The 18,189-nt window shown below is 44.0% G+C and carries 14 protein-coding genes; 10 read left to right on the forward strand and 4 right to left on the reverse strand.

Going from position 1 to position 18,189, the window contains the following annotated elements:
* Nucleotides 1-5 precede the first annotated feature (5 nt).
* Nucleotides 6-1,205 carry an ROK family protein gene (locus tag ACWNM1_RS15700; protein ID WP_449601683.1) on the reverse strand — a complete coding sequence of 400 codons (1,200 nt, stop codon included), beginning with the start codon at nucleotides 1,203-1,205 and terminating at the stop codon, nucleotides 6-8.
* Nucleotides 1,206-1,391: 186 nt separating this feature from the next.
* Here ACWNM1_RS15700 and ACWNM1_RS15705 point away from each other — a divergent pair, with 186 nt between their 5' ends.
* The 5 genes from ACWNM1_RS15705 to ACWNM1_RS15725 all read left to right on the forward strand — a co-directional run bounded on the left by ACWNM1_RS15705 (nucleotide 1,392) and on the right by ACWNM1_RS15725 (nucleotide 5,989).
* A complete protein-coding gene (locus tag ACWNM1_RS15705; protein ID WP_449601684.1) occupies nucleotides 1,392-2,054 on the forward strand; it encodes a chromate transporter in 663 nt (220 codons plus the stop codon).
* 11 nt (nucleotides 2,055-2,065) lie between these two features.
* The gene (locus ACWNM1_RS15710; protein ID WP_449601685.1) at nucleotides 2,066-2,599 is read left to right on the forward strand and encodes a chromate transporter; all 534 of its coding nucleotides are present in this window, start codon (nucleotides 2,066-2,068) and stop codon (nucleotides 2,597-2,599) included.
* 35 nt (nucleotides 2,600-2,634) lie between these two features.
* Nucleotides 2,635-3,612, forward strand: a complete 978-nt coding sequence (locus ACWNM1_RS15715; protein ID WP_449601686.1) for a formylglycine-generating enzyme family protein — start codon at nucleotides 2,635-2,637, stop codon at nucleotides 3,610-3,612.
* Nucleotides 3,613-3,651: 39 nt separating this feature from the next.
* On the forward strand, nucleotides 3,652-4,485 hold the full coding sequence (locus tag ACWNM1_RS15720) for a helix-turn-helix domain-containing protein (RefSeq protein ID WP_449601687.1): 834 nt from the start codon (nucleotides 3,652-3,654) through the stop codon (nucleotides 4,483-4,485).
* A gap of 106 nt (nucleotides 4,486-4,591) precedes the next feature.
* Complete coding sequence (locus ACWNM1_RS15725) at nucleotides 4,592-5,989, forward strand: sulfatase (protein WP_449601688.1); 1,398 nt, start codon at nucleotides 4,592-4,594, stop codon at nucleotides 5,987-5,989.
* Nucleotides 5,990-6,061: 72 nt separating this feature from the next.
* Here ACWNM1_RS15725 and ACWNM1_RS15730 read toward each other — a convergent pair whose 3' ends face one another.
* Nucleotides 6,062-7,840 (reverse strand): cache domain-containing sensor histidine kinase, encoded by a 1,779-nt coding sequence (locus ACWNM1_RS15730; RefSeq protein WP_449601689.1) that lies wholly within the window; start codon nucleotides 7,838-7,840, stop codon nucleotides 6,062-6,064.
* A complete protein-coding gene (locus ACWNM1_RS15735; protein ID WP_449601690.1) occupies nucleotides 7,827-9,266 on the reverse strand; it encodes a response regulator transcription factor in 1,440 nt (479 codons plus the stop codon). Before ACWNM1_RS15735 ends, ACWNM1_RS15730 begins: the two co-directional genes overlap by 14 nt.
* Before the next feature lie 250 nt (nucleotides 9,267-9,516).
* Between ACWNM1_RS15735 and ACWNM1_RS15740 the strand changes: the two genes are divergently transcribed.
* The 5 genes from ACWNM1_RS15740 (at nucleotide 9,517) to ACWNM1_RS15760 (ending at nucleotide 16,633) form a co-directional block, all read left to right on the forward strand.
* Complete coding sequence (locus ACWNM1_RS15740) at nucleotides 9,517-10,485, forward strand: ABC transporter permease (protein WP_449601691.1); 969 nt, start codon at nucleotides 9,517-9,519, stop codon at nucleotides 10,483-10,485.
* A gap of 24 nt (nucleotides 10,486-10,509) precedes the next feature.
* Nucleotides 10,510-11,409, forward strand: a complete 900-nt coding sequence (locus ACWNM1_RS15745) for a carbohydrate ABC transporter permease (protein WP_052404326.1) — start codon at nucleotides 10,510-10,512, stop codon at nucleotides 11,407-11,409.
* Between the two features lie 57 nt (nucleotides 11,410-11,466).
* Nucleotides 11,467-13,098: an extracellular solute-binding protein gene (locus ACWNM1_RS15750; RefSeq protein WP_449601693.1), complete on the forward strand. Its 1,632-nt coding sequence runs from the start codon at nucleotides 11,467-11,469 to the stop codon at nucleotides 13,096-13,098.
* 124 nt (nucleotides 13,099-13,222) lie between these two features.
* Entirely contained in the window at nucleotides 13,223-15,118 is a 1,896-nt protein-coding gene (locus ACWNM1_RS15755; protein ID WP_449601694.1) for a family 20 glycosylhydrolase, read from the forward strand.
* Between the two features lie 15 nt (nucleotides 15,119-15,133).
* On the forward strand, nucleotides 15,134-16,633 hold the full coding sequence (locus ACWNM1_RS15760; protein WP_449601695.1) for an arylsulfatase: 1,500 nt from the start codon (nucleotides 15,134-15,136) through the stop codon (nucleotides 16,631-16,633).
* 81 nt (nucleotides 16,634-16,714) lie between these two features.
* On the opposite strand, the gene ACWNM1_RS15765 is transcribed toward ACWNM1_RS15760, so the two are convergent.
* The gene (locus ACWNM1_RS15765) at nucleotides 16,715-18,169 is read right to left on the reverse strand and encodes a sulfatase family protein (RefSeq protein WP_449601696.1); all 1,455 of its coding nucleotides are present in this window, start codon (nucleotides 18,167-18,169) and stop codon (nucleotides 16,715-16,717) included.
* Nucleotides 18,170-18,189 lie beyond the last annotated feature (20 nt).

Consider the following 18,189-nt stretch of genomic DNA (forward strand, 5'->3'; position numbering starts at 1 on the left):
TTATGTTAAAGAACCATTTGATTTCTCACCATAATAGCCGCACCAGTCACCACAGCTTCTTCTTTTAATGTGCCTAGGGAGAAGTGAGGTTGGTATTCAGGATAACGGTAAGTGTTTCGCTGGGCCACTTCAACCGCCGTTTGGAAAAACAACTCGTGAGAGTGGATGAGCGCACCACCTAGAATAATAGTCCCAGGATGAAACAGGTTGATAACGTTGGCGAGGCCAATACCGAAGTGAATGGCGGCTTGAGTAAATAATTCACGCGCATATGGATTACCCTCTCTAAAGGCTTGTACCAATACATCATAAGTCAGCTTCTCAGGCGCCACTTTATATCTTTGGAGGATCAGATCGTTGTCCATTTTTGCCTCTGAGCGTGCACTTTGTTCAAGCGCCTGCACAGAAACAAATGCTTCCAGAGCTCCATAGTTCCCTTCATTATTTAAACGGGGTCCATTTGTCTGGATGATCATTTGACCAATGGCATCTTCCATATCCATCGTGCCATGAACAATACTTCCATGCGACATCATCGCATAACGGAGTCCAGCTCCAGCATGTACATAGAGCATATGTTGAATGTTAGCGTGACGGATGGACCATCGTTCTCCAAGGAGTGCGGAATTGGCACCGTTGTCGAGTAAAGCTTTGAAGCCCGTTCGTTCCTCCACCAGTTTGCAAATAGGGAGATTGTTCCAGCCAGAAGAAGGGAAGTGTAGCGGTTTTAAGATTAAACCATTTTCTCGGTCAAGCGGTCCTACGGCTCCTATTCCTATCCCGATAATTTGACTGTCCTTCAGCTGATGGTCTCTAAGGAAGGCGCGTATTTGATTACTTATGTGATCCATAAATCTTTCAGGTGTGAATGCCTGATCCATTCGCCAGTGAACAATTGATTTTGGGTTCATTTGCATATCAAATAAACCAAGGGAAGAATACAGCCTGGAAATCTCTAAACCGATGATGTAGCCGTAGGAAGGATTGATTTGGTATAAAATAGGTCTTCTGCCTCCGCTAGATTCCCCGAATCCGCATTCTATCAGCAAGCCTTCTTCCGTCATTTCATCTAATATTCGGGTCATTGTGCTTTTGGTAAGTGAAAATGTTTGTAGAAGATCTAACTTGGAAACTGTGCCTTGTTCGGCGATTCGGTCGTATAGGAGTTTCTTTGGGGATGGAATGTGTGTCGAGCGCTTTTCCACGATATACCTCCAAGCTATATATAGGATGAACAAGTAAGATCGTTTTTTATAAAGTTTGTATTTATTAACATTAATATAGTATAACGCATAAACCATAGATTGTATTTTACCGTTCAAAAAACTTAATTCCATTTTGGGAAAAAGTGATATAATGAAATTACGACAGAAAATATAAGGGTGGAAACCATGAGAACAACTATGAAAACAAATGCGACGACGAATACAGACCTAAGGATAAGTCTATTGTTCCAGTTGTTTTGGGTATTTGTTCGAATCGGTCCCGTAACTTTCGGGGGAGGTTATGCGATGATCCCTATGATCGAACGGGAAATCTCCACTAAACGGAAATGGCTGGCTGAAGAGGAGATGGATGAAATTCTATCTTTAGCTGGCGCAGCACCAGGTGGGGTAGGTGTAAATGCGGCAGCATTCATTGGTTATCGTCTTGCTGGAGTGAAGGGTGCGATTGCTGCAATCGCTGGGATTACGATTCCAACCTTTATCATTGTTTGTTTGCTTAGCGCCGTTTACTCACAAATGGCCGACCAACCAAAAGTTATTGCCGCCATGAAGGGGATTCATGGTGCTGTTATTGCCTTGATCCTAGTAGCAGCATATCGAATGGCCAAGAACGCTATATTTGACAAGACTACGGCTGTTACGGCGTTGCTTATACCGATTGTTTTATTAGTTTCCGGGATCAATCCCATTTACGTGATCGCAGTTGGATTGATTATCGGTTTTGTATATATGCCAATCAAACAGCTCTTAGGGCTCCAAGTTCGGACAGAGAAGGATTCCTTGAAAGCTTCTGATGAAGAATCGAATTATCCGGAGTATTACATCTAGGGGGAAGCGATGTGATTTGGAATTTATTTTTTATCTTTATAAAAATTGGACTGCTCTCCTTTGGGGGAGGGTACGCCATCATTCCGATGATTCAGCATGAAGCTATGGCTGGTGGTTGGTTATCTGACAGGGAATATCAAGAAGTAGTTTCCATCGCAGGGATGTCACCGGGCCCTGTTGCAACGAACAGTGCAACCTTGATTGGATATCGTGTAGCTGGAATTGAAGGGGCGATTGCGTCAACCTTAGGCATGGTTTTGCCCTCATTCATCATCATCATAGTTATTTCCATCTTCTTTTATCGAGTGAGGGACAGTCAGTGGATTAAAACGTTATTTTATGGTTTGCGTCCAGTAATTACAGGATTGATTGCTTATGCTGCGATTCGTTTTGGCTTAAATAGCATGGAATACGCTTTTATTACTTGGCAGACCATTGGCACGTTGATCATTGTATTCGCTGCACTTTATGGTTTAATGAAATATAAGCTGCATCCGCTCACCATTATCGTTGCCTCTGGCATTCTTGGTGTAGCTTTTTTTTAGACAGAGCCGGGACGATCCCAGATTGGAGGTCATTCATGTCAGAGAATATACGGGCTTGCTGTTCAGCTAGTCGAAATCAAGTCGAGAAACAAGGTTCCATCGATGTTTGTAAGGAGAAAACAACTATCCAAAGATCAGAAGGGGATAAAGATTTCTCGGACATGATCCTTATTCCTGGAGGCACTTTTCTTATGGGGACGGATGACAAAGAAGGGTTCCCCGCAGATGGAGAAGGGCCTGCTAGGAATGTTACCTTATCTCCCTTTTTGATTGATGCAACGGCAGTTACGAATAAGCAGTTTGCTGCTTTTATCAAGGAAACAAACTATGTTACAGATGCGGAACGTTTCGGTTGGTCTTATGTGTTTCATTCTTTTGTTTCCATGGAGACAGGGAAAAAGGTGACCCAAGTAGCTACTCAAACTCCCTGGTGGTGGGTGGTAGAGGGAGCGAATTGGTGTCATCCGGAAGGTCCGGATTCCCATGTAGATGAACGCCTTGATCATCCGGTGATCCACATATCATGGCATGATGCTGATGCATATTGTCATTGGGCTGGGAAACGTCTGCCGACGGAAGCGGAGTGGGAGTATGCTGCACGAGGAGGCCTAGTTCAGAAACAATATCCTTGGGGGGACGAATTAAAACCGGGCGGTGAGCATCGCTGCAATATTTGGCAAGGAAAGTTCCCTGATAAAAATCATGCCAGCGACGGTTATGCAGGTACGGCACCTGTGAAATCCTATCTACCTAACGGATATGGTCTTTATAATATGTCAGGAAACGTGTGGGAATGGTGCGAGGATTGGTTTACTAAGGCCTATCATTTAACTTCCGAATCCGTGAATCCGAAAGGCCCGGTAAGTGGTGTAGCAAGGTCGATGCGCGGAGGATCGTATTTGTGCCATAAATCTTATTGTAACCGTTATCGGGTGGCGGCCAGGAGCAAAAATACACCAGACAGCTCTGCAGGAAATATTGGCTTTCGATGTGCGGCTGATTATACCGGTTGAGAATACATAAAAACTACTACATTAGAAGGAGGAACTTCTTTGTCCTCTATCATTCATAGTCAGTTTGATATCACCGTGCTGGACGTCATAAAAATTCAATATCAGAAGCGGGTCTTATTCGATTACGTCCAGTCTTGTTATACCGTCTCTTATATCCAAAAAGGTGAGGTATTGACGACATCCTCCGAGGGAGAATATGTTGCTTCTGCCGGTGACGTGATGATCCACCGTCCTAATGAGCCTTTTAATGTGATCTCCAACATGGAAGGCGTACATTATCTGTTTAATATTAACGCAAAGGTGCGAGACGGAGATGACTTCTTCAAGTTATTCCCGCTAGGCAAGGTGATTCGGATTCGGGATCAAAGCGAATATGAGCGAAGGTTTGACGAGCTGCGAAGCCTGTGGTTACAGGAGGAGGAGGATTTCAGAAATTTTCAGGTCGGTTCATTGGCATTTTTTCTCCTTTATGAAATTATGGAGAGCACTAAGCTTGGCGGGCGCCGCTCATCACGAGATCCCTATGTCACGGACCGCTTTAACGAGGCGTTGCAATATATGGAGGAGAGACTTGATCAGGAGATTAGTAGAGAGGAGCTTTCCAAGCTCTATCATATGAATCCTGTTTATTTTAGCCGGGCATTTCAGAAAATATATAAACTGACACCCATGCAAATGCTTCGAAAATTGCGGCTGCAGCAAGCTAAACAAATGCTAGAATATACGGATTATACCATCGAGCATATCTCTCAGAGATGTGGTTATTATGATGCTTCACACTTCAGCAAGGTATTTCGTGGCGAATACGGCAAGGGGCCGGCAGAGTACCGGAAAAGTATCGAATATACAAAAACAAACATCGCTACTCCATAGCGGAGCTTTCCATGTTCATTTACTCTATAAGCATGAGCAGATCATTCTGAACTGCCCGAATCGATGCGTAACCATTTCGATTAAAAGGAAAGGCAGGGTATAACTCATGAGAATCTTGTATTTGGATTTGGATTCGCTTCGCCCGGACCATCTGGGATGTTATGGCTATCATCGGAATACCTCCCCGAATATCGATTCAATCGCTAAAGAAGGTGTCACCTTTACCAACTACTATTGTTCAGATGCACCGTGTCTACCGTCCCGTTCTGCTTTAATGTCGGGACGATTTGGCATTCATAATGGAATTGTAGGACATGGCGGGACCGCTGCTGATATGCGTAGAGAAGGGGCAAAACGCGAATTTAATGACCGGCTGGGAATGGAGAGTCTTCCCGCTATATTAAGTCAAGCGGCCATGAAAACCGCGTCGATCAGCACCTTCGCCGAACGGCACTCGGCCTGGACCTTTAATGCCGGTTTTCAAGAAGTGTTCAATGTTGGTGGAAGGGGGCATGAGACGGCAGAGCAGGTGCTTCCAGTGGCACTTAAATGGCTTGAGGATAATGGGGAGTCCGAGAATTGGTTTCTGCACCTGAATTTTTGGGATCCTCATACACCTTATCGTACACCCCGGAGCTATGGTAATCCGTTTGAGAAGGATGCTTTACCCGAGTGGATCACTAAAGATGTGTTTGAGCTTCACCGAAAGAAGAAGGGACAGCACAGTATCGAAGATATGAATGCGCTCGCGAAATCGCATTATCAACAGCATTTCAGGCACAATCAGGAGATAGAGAATCGTGATGACCTGCGAGTTATCTTTGACAACTATGATGCTGGAGTTAAGTATCTGGACGAGCATCTAGGGAAAGTATTTTCTAAGCTGAGAGAACTTGGCGTGATGGAAGATACAGCTATCTTGATCTCAGCGGATCACGGAGAGAGCCTGGGCGAGCTAGGGATTTACTCCGAGCACGGTACGGCAGACGAGGCGACTTGCCGCATTCCGATGATTATTCGCTGGCCAGGCGGCAAGAAAGGAATAGTGGAGGATGGGCTACATTATCATCTTGATCTCGGACCGACATTAGCAAGCCTTCTGAATTTAAAAGGGGCCCCTTCTTGGGATGGTGAAAGTTATGCTGATACCATTCTGGAGGGACAATCAGGAGGGCGTGAGTATCTCGTAATCTCACAATGCGCGCATGTGTGTCAACGCAGCATCCGATTTGAGGATTGGTTATATATACGCACCTATCATGACGGACACCATGGATTTCCGAAAGAAATGTTGTTTGATTTGAAGCATGATTCTTACGAACAACATAATCTCGCCGAAGTGCGTAAAGACATTTGTATGAAGGCTGTCTATCTGTTGAATGAATGGCATGACAACATGATGAGCTCCATGGACTGTGATATTGATCCATTATGGACGGTACTTATGGAAGGTGGACCCTATCATGCGAAAGAGTATGTGAGCTCATCCTCACAGGATGCTTAACGTTATCCCTTTGAATGAGGAAAGAAAGATAACTGAGAAGGAGGCTGCCCCTGAATGGGCAACCTCCTTTTTTTATTCTCTGGCTTCTTGCTGATTAATTAAAGCCCCAGGAAGCCTCAAAACGGTCTTCGTCCCGCTACCTTCCTTACTATACAGCAGAACGCCGCAGGGATCACCGTACTTAAGATTTAGACGGTTATTGACGTTTAGGAGCCCGATATGATCACCGGACTCTATGTTCTTACCAGCCAGCAGCTCGGTTAGCTGTTCCAGTCTCGCAGCAACGATGCCTACACCATTATCTTCTACAGCGATTTCAAGCAGTCCAGCTTCGCTTTTCTCTACTGTGATCAGCAAGACTCCCTGACCTTGAGCCTCAAGTCCATGACCAAGCGCATTTTCGACAATAGGCTGAAGGATCATTTTAGGTACGGGAATGTGTAACCATTCATGTGGACAGAACAGCTTGTAACTGAACTTGTCAGGGAAACGGCCTTGGTAAATCCTCACACAAGATTCTGCGATTTTCAGCTCTTCCCCAAGAGTTACCTCCTCTTTGCCTTTGATGCTGTACTTGAGCATTGTGCTTAAGGCGGTAGTCATTTCGTAGATTTCCCGATTTCCTTTTACGATCGCAACGCCTTTGATTGTGTCTAAAGTATTGCTTAAGAAATGGGGATTAATTTGACTTTGCAAATACGAGTATTCGGCACGTTGCTTTTCCAGATCTGTCTGGTAAAGCTGGGTGTTTGCATCGATTAATTGGTCCGTCAAATCGTGAATCCGCGTTGTCATATCGTTGAACTGTCGAGAGATGATTTCAATTTCAGCATAGCCTTTTAAATCGACCTTGTTGTTCAATATTCCAAGACTTCCGCCTTTTAATTGATTCATATAGCGCATAAGCCTAGACAACGGTCTTAAGAGATTCATCATGAGTACAGAGTAGGGAATAGAGACGACCAATAAGATTAATGCTAGAAGAGCATAGCTGACCTTCTTTAATTTCTCCAGTTCTTTCATTAAATTATGGACAGGAACAGCGGTTATAATTTTTCCAGAGATCTCCGGTAAGATAAAGGACTGAATTGCATATTTCTTTCCGTTAACTGTTTCGACGATTGACTCTCCATCCCTTCCAGTTGCCCGAGTTTGAAACTGCTGGAGCATGTCCTCCGGCTCATCACTATTTGAGTAAATCAGCCCTTTATCATCCATCATAAAAAAGCTGGTTCCGACTAATCGAGGGTACTCTGAAATTTCAGTTTGAATAGCCTTCATATCCACAATAACTGCGATGTAGCCAATTTTTTCGCCATATAGGGACGTGTCACCTGAAGCAAAGATGTTCATCCCGAACAGTAATTTTCTCTTGTCGATGACCTTGTCTGGAGGACTGTATCCGCGATAATGAACGATTCCATCATCCCCAGCCGTCTTCATAAGATCGACAGCATATTTGGTTCTTCCCGCTAATGAAATACGTGTGTTAGAGCTACCGATAACAATAATATCTAAAATGTCCGTATTCATATTTCGCGCGATACTCAATAGCCCCTCTACCTTTTGGGATAGGTCGTAGCCTCGAAGCTTATCATTCTCGACTAGGAACTTTTGGACGGTCGAATCGTATCCTACATTCATCATCATGGAAGAAACGTTGGCATAGTTGTTAGAAATCCGTTGCTTGAGGAGGGAGACCAGCTCCGTATTGTATTGCGTATTTTGATTAATGATGGTCTCACTTGATAGTTGGTATACCCTAGAGACAATGATTGGGATAATGGCAACAATAAACAACCCGAATAGCAAAACCTGAGTACGGATGGATAATCTCTTAAATGTCTTCATTGCTTTGTTCCCTATATTGCGTAGGTGTCATTTTGAGATGCCGCTTAAATATTCGTGTGAAGTAGAAATAATCCTGAAAACCGCATTTTTCACCGATTTGGTAAATGGAAAGGTCGGTCTCGACCAGCATTTTACAAGCGTATTCAATTCTTAAACGACTGATATGTTCGATGATGGTCTCGCCGACTTCTTTCTTGAATAGTTGGCATAAGTAATTTGGACTTAAGAAGAACTGATTGGCTAAATGCTGAATCGAAATTTCTTGATTGAAGTGGTTGCGGATGTACAACATGATTTCTTTGACTTTGTGGTTTGAAATTCGTGAAATATCAGTTTCGTTTCTGTTCATAAAAATATCAAGTGTCATAAGAATCAAATCATCGATCATAGCTTCAGCCGTACCGTATCGATAATAGAGCTGTTCATATCCTTCAAAAAAACGGCCGTTAACCCGAGTCCCTTCCCGAGGAAATAAGTAGAGGATCGATGTGTAGAGCAAATAGGCTTCTTTAATGGTGAACGTTCCCTCTTTGAATAATTTCTTTATCGATTCCATGGCTGCTATAAAACCGAGCCGGTCTTTATTATGAAGAATCCGGGAGATCTCTTTGAGCTTCTCGTCGATCGGTATTTCCTGTTGTGGATTCACCCGATAACATCCAGGCATCCCCGTTGCGAACATACTGAACGCAGCATGAGAAGCGGATTCTAAAGCCGCATCCAGTTGATGTATATCCGAAATAGGAGGACCGATCCCGACCCCGCATTCTTGTACAACCTCTGTATGTTCAAGACCCCGAAGGAAGACTTCGTATTGGCACTCTTCCAATAAATAACCATAACGTCGGCGGCTCATCGGGAAGACCAAGGAAGAGAATTGCCCGACATCTGCGGGCGAACTTAACCCTTGGATAACAATGGGGATATGAGGGCGATCTTCCGACAAGGGTATTCGCTTCTCGTCCAACCGTAAGCTGATTCGTTCAAGATCTCCGGAACAAACCGCTTCATATAGTTCGAAGTCATGGACAGGGCTTTCTTTAACCACCTTCGATTCGTGTTGCTGGGCTATTCGGTTAAGCATTCCTTCGATTTCTTCGATTTCAAAAGGTTTCAGGCAGTATCCGAACGTACCATAATTCATCGCTTTTTGTGCATAAGCGAACTCTGCATGTCCGCTGAGTACGATGAAAATTGTATCAGGTGCGATGGCTTTACCACGTTGAATGAGCTCTAGCCCATTCATTACAGGCATTTTAATATCTGTTAGAACAAGGGTGGGGCGAAGCGATTGAATTAATTGCAGGGCTTCTTGCCCGTTTTCGGCATCGTCGATCACTTCAAAGCCGTATTTCTTCCAATTCACTCCTGCTTTAATTCCCTCTACAATCCACTTCTCATCATCTGCAATAATCACTGAACGCATAAGTGAATCCCCCTTTCTATATGGAGCTCTTAGATTTATCCTAGCGATTGTGGATCAAGGGGGGTATGGACTATCTTACGCTCACTATGTCTGATATTACGTGTCATAGGAAGGTCACCCACAAAGGTGTGAAAAATCCACATGACCGGAGTTGTATCCTCTATACAAGATAATTTACACTCCCGATATAATTTACCATATAAATCGCTTACAAGCATAAACAATCTCATACAGAAAGGTGGGGAGAAGATTGGCTGAATCTGTAACCGCTAGTACATCTAAGCGAAGCTTAAAGACTCGTGCTCCTAAGCAAAGCTTAGGAAAAATGATTTTACAGTACAAGTATTTTTACCTCATGGTTCTACCGGTGTTAATCTGGTACGCCCTCTTTAGCTATGCTCCCATGTACGGTGTTACGTTAGCATTCAAATCATTTGATTACAGTAAGGGGATCCTGGGAAGTCCATGGATTGGCTTAGAGAATTTTCAAACGTTGTTGACCGACCCAGATTTTCGCAGAGCATTTTGGAATACGGTCATTATCAGCTTGATGAAGCTGATCACTCATTTCCCGATGCCCATTATCCTGGCGATTGTTTTATATGAGTTTTCCAGGACAAAAATGAAGCGGTTTTTTCAGACGATCCTGACGTTCCCGCATTTTATATCGTGGGTTGTACTGTCGGGGATTATCATCAATATTTTAAGCAAGGACGGGATTTATAACCAGATCATCATGTTGTTTGGCGGGGATCCAAATTCTCCGCTTGTAGATGAAAGTGCATTTAGACCCGTTCTGTATATCACACATGTGTGGAGAGAGATCGGTTGGGATTCAATCATTTACTTAGCCGCGCTTGCAGGGATTAATCCTGAGCTGTTTGAAGCGGCGGAAGTGGACGGAGCGAACCGGTTTCGCCGTCTGCTAAACATCGCATGGCCGGGTTTGAAGAGTACCGTCGCAGTTTTGTTAATTCTTCAAGTTGGACAATTATTGACGCAAGGTTCGAGCTTCGAGCAAATATTCAATCTGTATAGTTCACCGGTATATTCGGTTGCTGACACGATCGATACATACATTTATCGGACTTCATTCACGATTGGAGGCGACTTTGGATATATGACCGCTGTGGGTGTCGTCAAGTCCATTATAAGCCTAATCCTTTTATGGGCCGCCAATACGTTCGCTAAGAAGATGGGCGAGGAAGGACTGTATTAATTTGCAGGGAAAGGGGAGAGGCAAGTGACCGACACAACGGTTAAAAAGAGAAAAAAATGGAGTGTCTTCGATATCGTCGCATTCGTGGTTCTGGGGCTTCTAGCACTAGTAACATTTTTTCCCTTCTATAATGTTCTTATTATCTCAGTTGCAAAGTTCGAAGCGATTAGTAAAAGCGACTTTTATATTTTTCCGCTTTCGTTTGACCTGTCGGCATACAAGCTGTTGCTTCAGGATATGAAGTTTTGGACTTCGATTTTAAATTCTGTCATCGTAACGGCGGTTGGCGTTTTGTTCAGCATGACGATCTCTGTAGCGGGAGCATACGCATTATCCAAGCGGGGCATGCCGGGAAGAAACATAATGCTTAGTTTGATCTTGTTCACTATGTTTTTCAATGGCGGTTTAATTCCCTTTTATCTAGTCGTTAAAGATCTAGGATTCGTAAACAATATACTCGTCATGATCATACCCGCCGGTCTCAATACGTTTTACCTGATCATTATGAAAAACTATTTCAACACGATTCCAGAAAGTCTGGAAGAGTCAGCTAAGCTGGATGGGGCAAATGATCTGTACATCCTTTACAAAATCATTATTCCGATCTCTGCCCCATTCATGGCGACCTTTGCTTTGTTCTATGCTGTGGAAAGATGGAATGAATGGTGGTACGCGTTGATCTTTATCAGTGACGCTTCAAAGGCCCCGCTTCAGATTTATTTACGTGAGACACTCATTACTTCGAATTCCTTGCTAAGTCAAATGGCACAGACGATGGCCGAGCAGGAGCAGACGGGAAAGGTCTACACACCTGCACTACAAATGGCAGCAATTGTAGTTTCGAGCATTCCGATTATTGTTGTTTATCCGTTCCTGCAGAAGCATTTTAATAAAGGCATTATGGTTGGTTCGATAAAAGGATAAGAAAGATTTTAAATAGATTGATTCTATCCTAAAATAGTATAAAGGGAGGTTTCAAGCATGCTTAGAAAGAAAATGATGACACTGGCATTATGCATAACTTTATTGGCTTCGGTGCTCACGGCTTGCGGTGGAGGCAATAATGACAAAAGGCAGGCGGCATCAAACGGTGAAGTATCTCCGGATTCTTCTAATTCCACGGACAACCCTTACAAGGATCCAATGACCATTTCTCTTGGTTTCTGGGACGCGGATGCTGAAATTGCTAACATCGAAAAAGACCCGATCGCCAAACAAGTATTAGAAAAATTCAACATTACATTAAAACCTGTCAATATGACCTGGGATGACTATACCCAGAAGATTCAAATGTGGGCTGCATCCGGTCAATTGCCTGATATTTTTGCAATCGACGCTGTCGGAACGCAATATCAGCGCAAATGGGTTGAACAAGGTGTTGTCAAAGCACTTCCGGATCTTTCTAAGTATCCCAACCTTGCAAAATACTTCGAATCGCCGGACATTAAAGGTTTAGGTGTAGACGGAAAGTATTATACCGTTCCTCGCCGAATGTTCCCGAGTGTCGATTGGAGCGCACTGGATCGTATGGTGTTCTATCGATGGGATCTTGCTCAAAAAGCTGGAATCACTAAAGAACCCGAGACCTGGGAAGAGTTTGAAGCTATGCTTGATGCAATCGTGAAATCGGATCCGGAAGGGAAGCATATTACCGGTCTTACGACGACAACTACCAAGATGCTGGGCGGATTCTTCTGGTTGTTCGGTAACCCGGTCGCCACGAGTGATGGAAGCGGCAGTGACTTTAAATGGATCAAAGAGGACGGTAAGTTTATACCCGCTGTATTTTCGAAAAATGCGCTTCCGGCATTACAAAACATGAAGAATATGTACGAAAAAGGTTTGATCGATCCAGACATCGCGCTTGTAAAGCCTGCAGAGTCTTATGACAATTTCGTAGCAGGTAAAGCAGCTGCTCTTCTAAGCGGTGGCGGTTTTATAAATTTAAATAGCGATATGTATGAAAAACGCTGGAAAACAGCTTATCCGGATAAGGATATCATGGAGAGCGTAAAGGCACTCAAGCCACTTATTGGACCTGATGGTGAACGCTCACATGCTATTTTTAAAACGTACTGGTCGGAAAGTTATTTCAGCAATAAGGTTGACGATAAAAAGATGGATCGCATCATGGCACTCTATGATTATGTGTTGTCTCCTGAAGGTAAGGACCTGTTGACTTATGGCATTGAAGGCGTCGATTACAAGATCGAAAATGGGCAGAAGGTTGTCATTGAAAAGGGTTCATTAAATGAGAAGTATCCAGCTAGTAGATTTCTAAAAAATTTGGTGGCTTATGAAACTTCAGATAGCTATAACATGGATAACCCGACGATCGCTAACGAAGGGATCCGCAAAGAAGCTGTCGATTATATCGATTGGATTCAGAACAATACGAAGGTTCCAGAATACGACATTCGGTTAACGTATTTGTCCACCCCAACAAAGGATAAATTTACTGTGCTGGACCATGATGATCTGCTTAAGATCATGCTTTCCAAAGAGCCCGTTGAGAGTTACTGGAATAACATTGTGAACGATTATAAGGCTAAAGGTCTTGATAAAATGATAGAAGAAGTAAATGCGAAGGCCAAAGAACAAGGTATTGAATAATTTATTGATAGAGAAGATCCGGGCTGAAGCAGCCCGGATCTTCCGTTTAATGATTTGAAGAAGAACCAAGAATGTGCGGCGCTACTAATCGCATACTTATAATAAGATTAGGAGGGTAAAGTCTATGTTACATAGCATTCACTTGACAGGGTTAACCGAGAAACAGTTAGCAGCTGTTTCAGATGTAGCGGGAATATTGAGTATTCGAATAGAACGGTCAGGGGTTCCAGTAATTTGTAAGAAGCAAGGGAAGGGCATTCGAATATCTTACGATAAGATTCAGGCCACCATTGAGTATGAACAGGAACATCAGTTGATCCGGGCACTCAGCCGATTGCTTGAGAATTTACGTCGTGGTGAGAGAGTTGAAATTAATGAAATGCCCGTTTATGAACAGCTAGGTTTCATGGTAGACTGCTCAAGAAATGCTGTTCTTAACCATGAAGGATATAAGGAATTGATTCGGCGCTTAGCGCTTATGGGATATTCAACGGTTCAACTGTATACGGAAGACACCTACGAACTTGAGGGGTATCCTTATTTTGGTTATTTAAGAGGTCGATATACAGGGGAGCAAATTCGGGAGATGGACCAGTATGCCGCGTTATTTGGTATAGAATTAGTTCCTTGTATCCAGACGCTGGCTCATCTGGGCCAAGCATTGAAATGGCAAGCACATGCACCGCTAGTGGATTTCCTAGACATTCTCCTCATTGATGATCCGAGAACTTACGAGTTAATTGATCGAATGTTCGCTTTCATGGCGACCCATGTAAGCAGTCGCCGCATAAATATTGGGATGGACGAAGCGCATATGATGGGACTTGGTAAATATCTAGACAAGCATGGGTATCAAGATCGATCCTCCTTGATGTTAAAACACTTTAGTACTGTTATGGAAATCGCCAGGAAATATGGTTTCCGTACGATGATGTGGAGCGACATGTTTTTCCGTCTGGCCAGTTCCGGAGAATATTACGATGCTGAAAGTCCAATCAGCCTTGATATTGTTAAGCTGATTCCTGAAGATGTTACCTTGATCTATTGGGATTACTATTCGGAAACGCAGGAGAAATATGACGGAATGTTGCGCAAACATAAGCAGTTGAATGATCATATTGGATTTGCAGGTGGTGCTTGGAAATGGATGGGCTTCGCTCCAAACAATGAATTCAGCCGCAAAGTCAGTCTGCTGGCTCATGATAGCTGTGTTAAGCATGGAATTCAAGAAGTGCTGATTACCGCATGGGGAGATAATGGTGCTGAAGCTTCCGTCTTCTCGGTTCTTCCTACCCTTCAACTTTGGGCGGAGCTGTGCTACACGGGCTGTTTCGTGGAGAATCATGTCAAAGAAAGATTCAGTAGCTGCGTGCAAGGCCATTATGATGACTTTATGGCACTCGATGCAGCTAACCTGGTTCCAGGTAATTCGGTTCTGGGGGGGTGTTCCATTAATCCTGCTAAATACTTGCTTTATCAAGATATTTTGTGTGGTTTGTTCGATCGACATGTTATTCCTAGCGTGTATTCGAAGCATTATCAGCAAAGTGCGAAAATGCTCGAACAGGCGATTATTCGGAATTCGCCTTGGCAATCCTTATTCTCTGTACAAGCCAGCTTGTGTCGCTTGCTTGCGATAAAGAGCGAAATCGGGATTTCCATACGTGATGCTTATCATCGAGGGAATGTTGAGGAATTGGCTCATTTTGCCAAGGTGACTTTGCCAGAACTATCAGATTTAGCCGTTCAATTTATGGATGACTATCGGGTGCAATGGGAGCTGGAAAATAAGGTGTTTGGTCTTGATGTTTTTGATCTTCGTATGGGAGGTATGCTTCAGAGGATTAGGACGGCTATTCATCGAATCAATCGTTATATCGAAGGGAACGTGGAACAGATAGCTGAATTAGAAGAGGAGCTACTGACGTTCGACGGTCTCGTTGACGATGACGGCCCAAGGGCGATAAGTGCGAATTTGTGGCACACGATCGCTACAACGTCCGTCATCGCAGGAGTATAAGAAGGGAGTGGGGTTATGATTGACACTAATCTGGACCATCAAAATGGCTCAAAGCGGCCCAACCTTATGCTTATCACGGTGGATCAGATGCGTTTTGATTGCCTGAGCATCATGGGACATCCCGTCGTTGAGACACCCAACCTGGATTTTCTTGCATCAAGAGGGATATTATTTGAACACGCTTACTCAGCTACCCCGAGTTGTATTCCCGCGAGGGCTGCTATCATGACAGGAATGGGCCAACGATCACATGGGCGGGTGGGGTATCAGGATAAGGTTGAATGGAATTACGCCCATACGATTGCCGGAGAGCTTGCTCAAGCTGGTTATCATACGCAGTGTGTTGGCAAGATGCATGTGTATCCTGCACGTAATCTATGTGGATTTCATAATGTAGTGCTTCATGATGGATATCTTCACTACAATCGGGACAAGAGTCAAGCCATATATGATGAACACTATGATCAAGTAGATGATTATTTACAGTGGCTGCGAAGACAAACCAATGCCAATTCGGATATCACTGACTTAGGACTTGATTGCAATGCCTCAACGGTTGCCCGCCCCTGGCATTTGCCGGAAACGATGCATCCAACGAATTGGTGCGTAACCGAATCGCTAGCCTTCTTACGAAGAAGAGACCCTGGAAAACCATTTTTCTTATGGTCCTCCTTCGTTCGCCCACATTCCCCCTTGGATCCGCCGCAATGTTATCTAGATATGTATATGGATTTGGAATTTCCTGATCCTCCAGTCGGAGATTGGGTGGACGAGAATGCAGCCTTAAACAGTGCTAAGGATCCAACATCTTCGTTCACTCATTTGCCAAAGCGCAGATTGGATCGTGCCCGTGCCGCATATTATGCGCTAATAACGCATCTTGACGACCAAATTGGGAGGTTGATCAATGGGCTGCAGGAATATGGAGTTTTAAATGAAACTTTGATTCTATTTACTTCTGATCATGGTGAAATGATGGGGGATCATCATTACTTCCGCAAATCTCTTCCTTATGAAGGAAGTGCTAAGATTCCTTTCATAGTGTTTGATCCGGGAGAAACGCTTGGACTTCTTGCAGGCTCCCGGCTTGATTCCATTGTAGAGCTTCGCGATATTATGCCGACGTTTCTTGAAGCTGCTGGCGTCCAAATACCAGTTACAGTAGAAGGGAAAAGTGTGTTGCCGCTGTGTAAGGGAGATCAGATAGTGTGGCGGTCTTATATTCATGGGGAGCAAGCCTATGGAGAAAAGTCTCACCACTTTTTAACGGATGGAAGAGAGAAATTCATATGGTATTCTCAGACAGGCGAAGAGCAGTACTTTAACCTAGTGACCGATCCCTTAGAGAAGGTTAATGCGATCGGATGTACCGATAATTTCGAGCGTATACGTGAATGGAGAGAGCGTCTTATTCACGAGCTGGAGGGACGAGAGGAAGGGTTTGTAAACAACGGCGAATTGATTGCCGGACGTCCAATTTCTCATATTCTAAAGGCATCCGAATTGGGGAAATGATCTTAACGAAGGGCAACCTGAACATTCAGGTTGTCCTTCGTCTGTTACGGAAAGATTAAGGAGTTTAGCATGTGTTTTGATTTACCAGCTACTCCGGCGTTCAGGCAAAGGGTCCTGATCTTGAATCATTCGATGGACGAGCAATTCAACCATCGAACGGCGAATTTCACTATAATCGGGATCTTCAAAACGATTGTGGTTTTCATGAGGATCCTCTTTCAGATCATACAATTCACCGTAGGTCTCTCCTGCAAAGATAACTAGCTTATAACGTGTAGTTCGCAAACACTTAGCGTTTATGCCTCGATCATGAGCAATATAAGCGGTTAGGGCAGAATTACGTACATGGGACTCCCTGCCAGCTAGCACTTCCATCTGTGACACGCCTTGAATTCCGTAGGGGAATTTGAGACCTGCGGCTTCAAGCAGTGTGGGGACAATATCAACATGTTCCATCAAAGCAGAGACCCGTTGCCCGGAAGCAATCCCAGGACCACGTACGATCATCGGGATCCGTGTTAACCCTTCATAAAACCATGGTCCCTTGTAAATTAGTCCATGGTCACCGAGCAGTTCTCCATGATCGCTGGTAAAGAGGATGACAACATCATCGTACATTTCTTTTTGACGCCAAGCTTTTATAATACGTCCGATCTGCTCATCAATGAAGGTAATCATCGCATAATAATTTCGGGTGAGCCGTTTCATATGCGTATCATCAAGAGAATGCTCCTCACCGCCACCAGGCCAATATCCTCCCTGACTCTGACGCAGCAGATGTGGAGGACGAAGATGAACGTCGTCAGCTTCTCTGGTTGGTGATGGAATGTCAACGTCCGCGTACATATCCGTATAAACTTTTGGAGGGTCAAAGGGATGATGCGGATCAACGAAACTGGACCATAAAAATAGTGGTTGCTCGGTTTTGTGGGCGAGGATAGCATCGATACTCCGTTCAGCAATCCAGTAAGTCTGATGCAGCTCCGGAGGAATTTCGCTCTCCCACACATCGTGTTGAGCATCGGAGGCTCTGAAACGGTCTTTACTGAATCGTTCTGCTACTTCCTGATTGTGTTCCCTAAGCCACTCCATATATTCCCCGATACAATTGTCTTCAGTAATATGATGCTCATCAAATCCGTAGTACGTTCCATCGGAAGCTCTTTCGCGATCTCGATAAGCAGGATCTTCATATTCTTGTGAAAAGTCCCCCTTCATTTGTGGACGGAAGTGCATCTTTCCTATACCGATGGTTTTATAATTCGCTGTCTTTAAATGATCGCACAAGGTAAGTTCATCTTCTTTTAGTGTGGTACCGATGTTCCAAGCACCATGAACATGCGGGTACCTTCCAGTAAAAATGGAGGAGCGTGAGGGCGTGCAAACGGGGCTAGCGCAGTAAGCTCCAGTGAAGAGCGTGCCTTCCGAAGCAAGCTTGTCAAGCTCAGGTGTTAGTACGGAAGCATTCTCGATACCTAGTGCATCCGCACGCATTTGATCTGTGGTGATTAACCAAATATGAGTTCTTTTTGACATCCGTAAAACCTCCTATGAAT

The sequence above is a fragment of the Paenibacillus sp. Marseille-Q9583 genome (genome assembly GCF_976954365.1).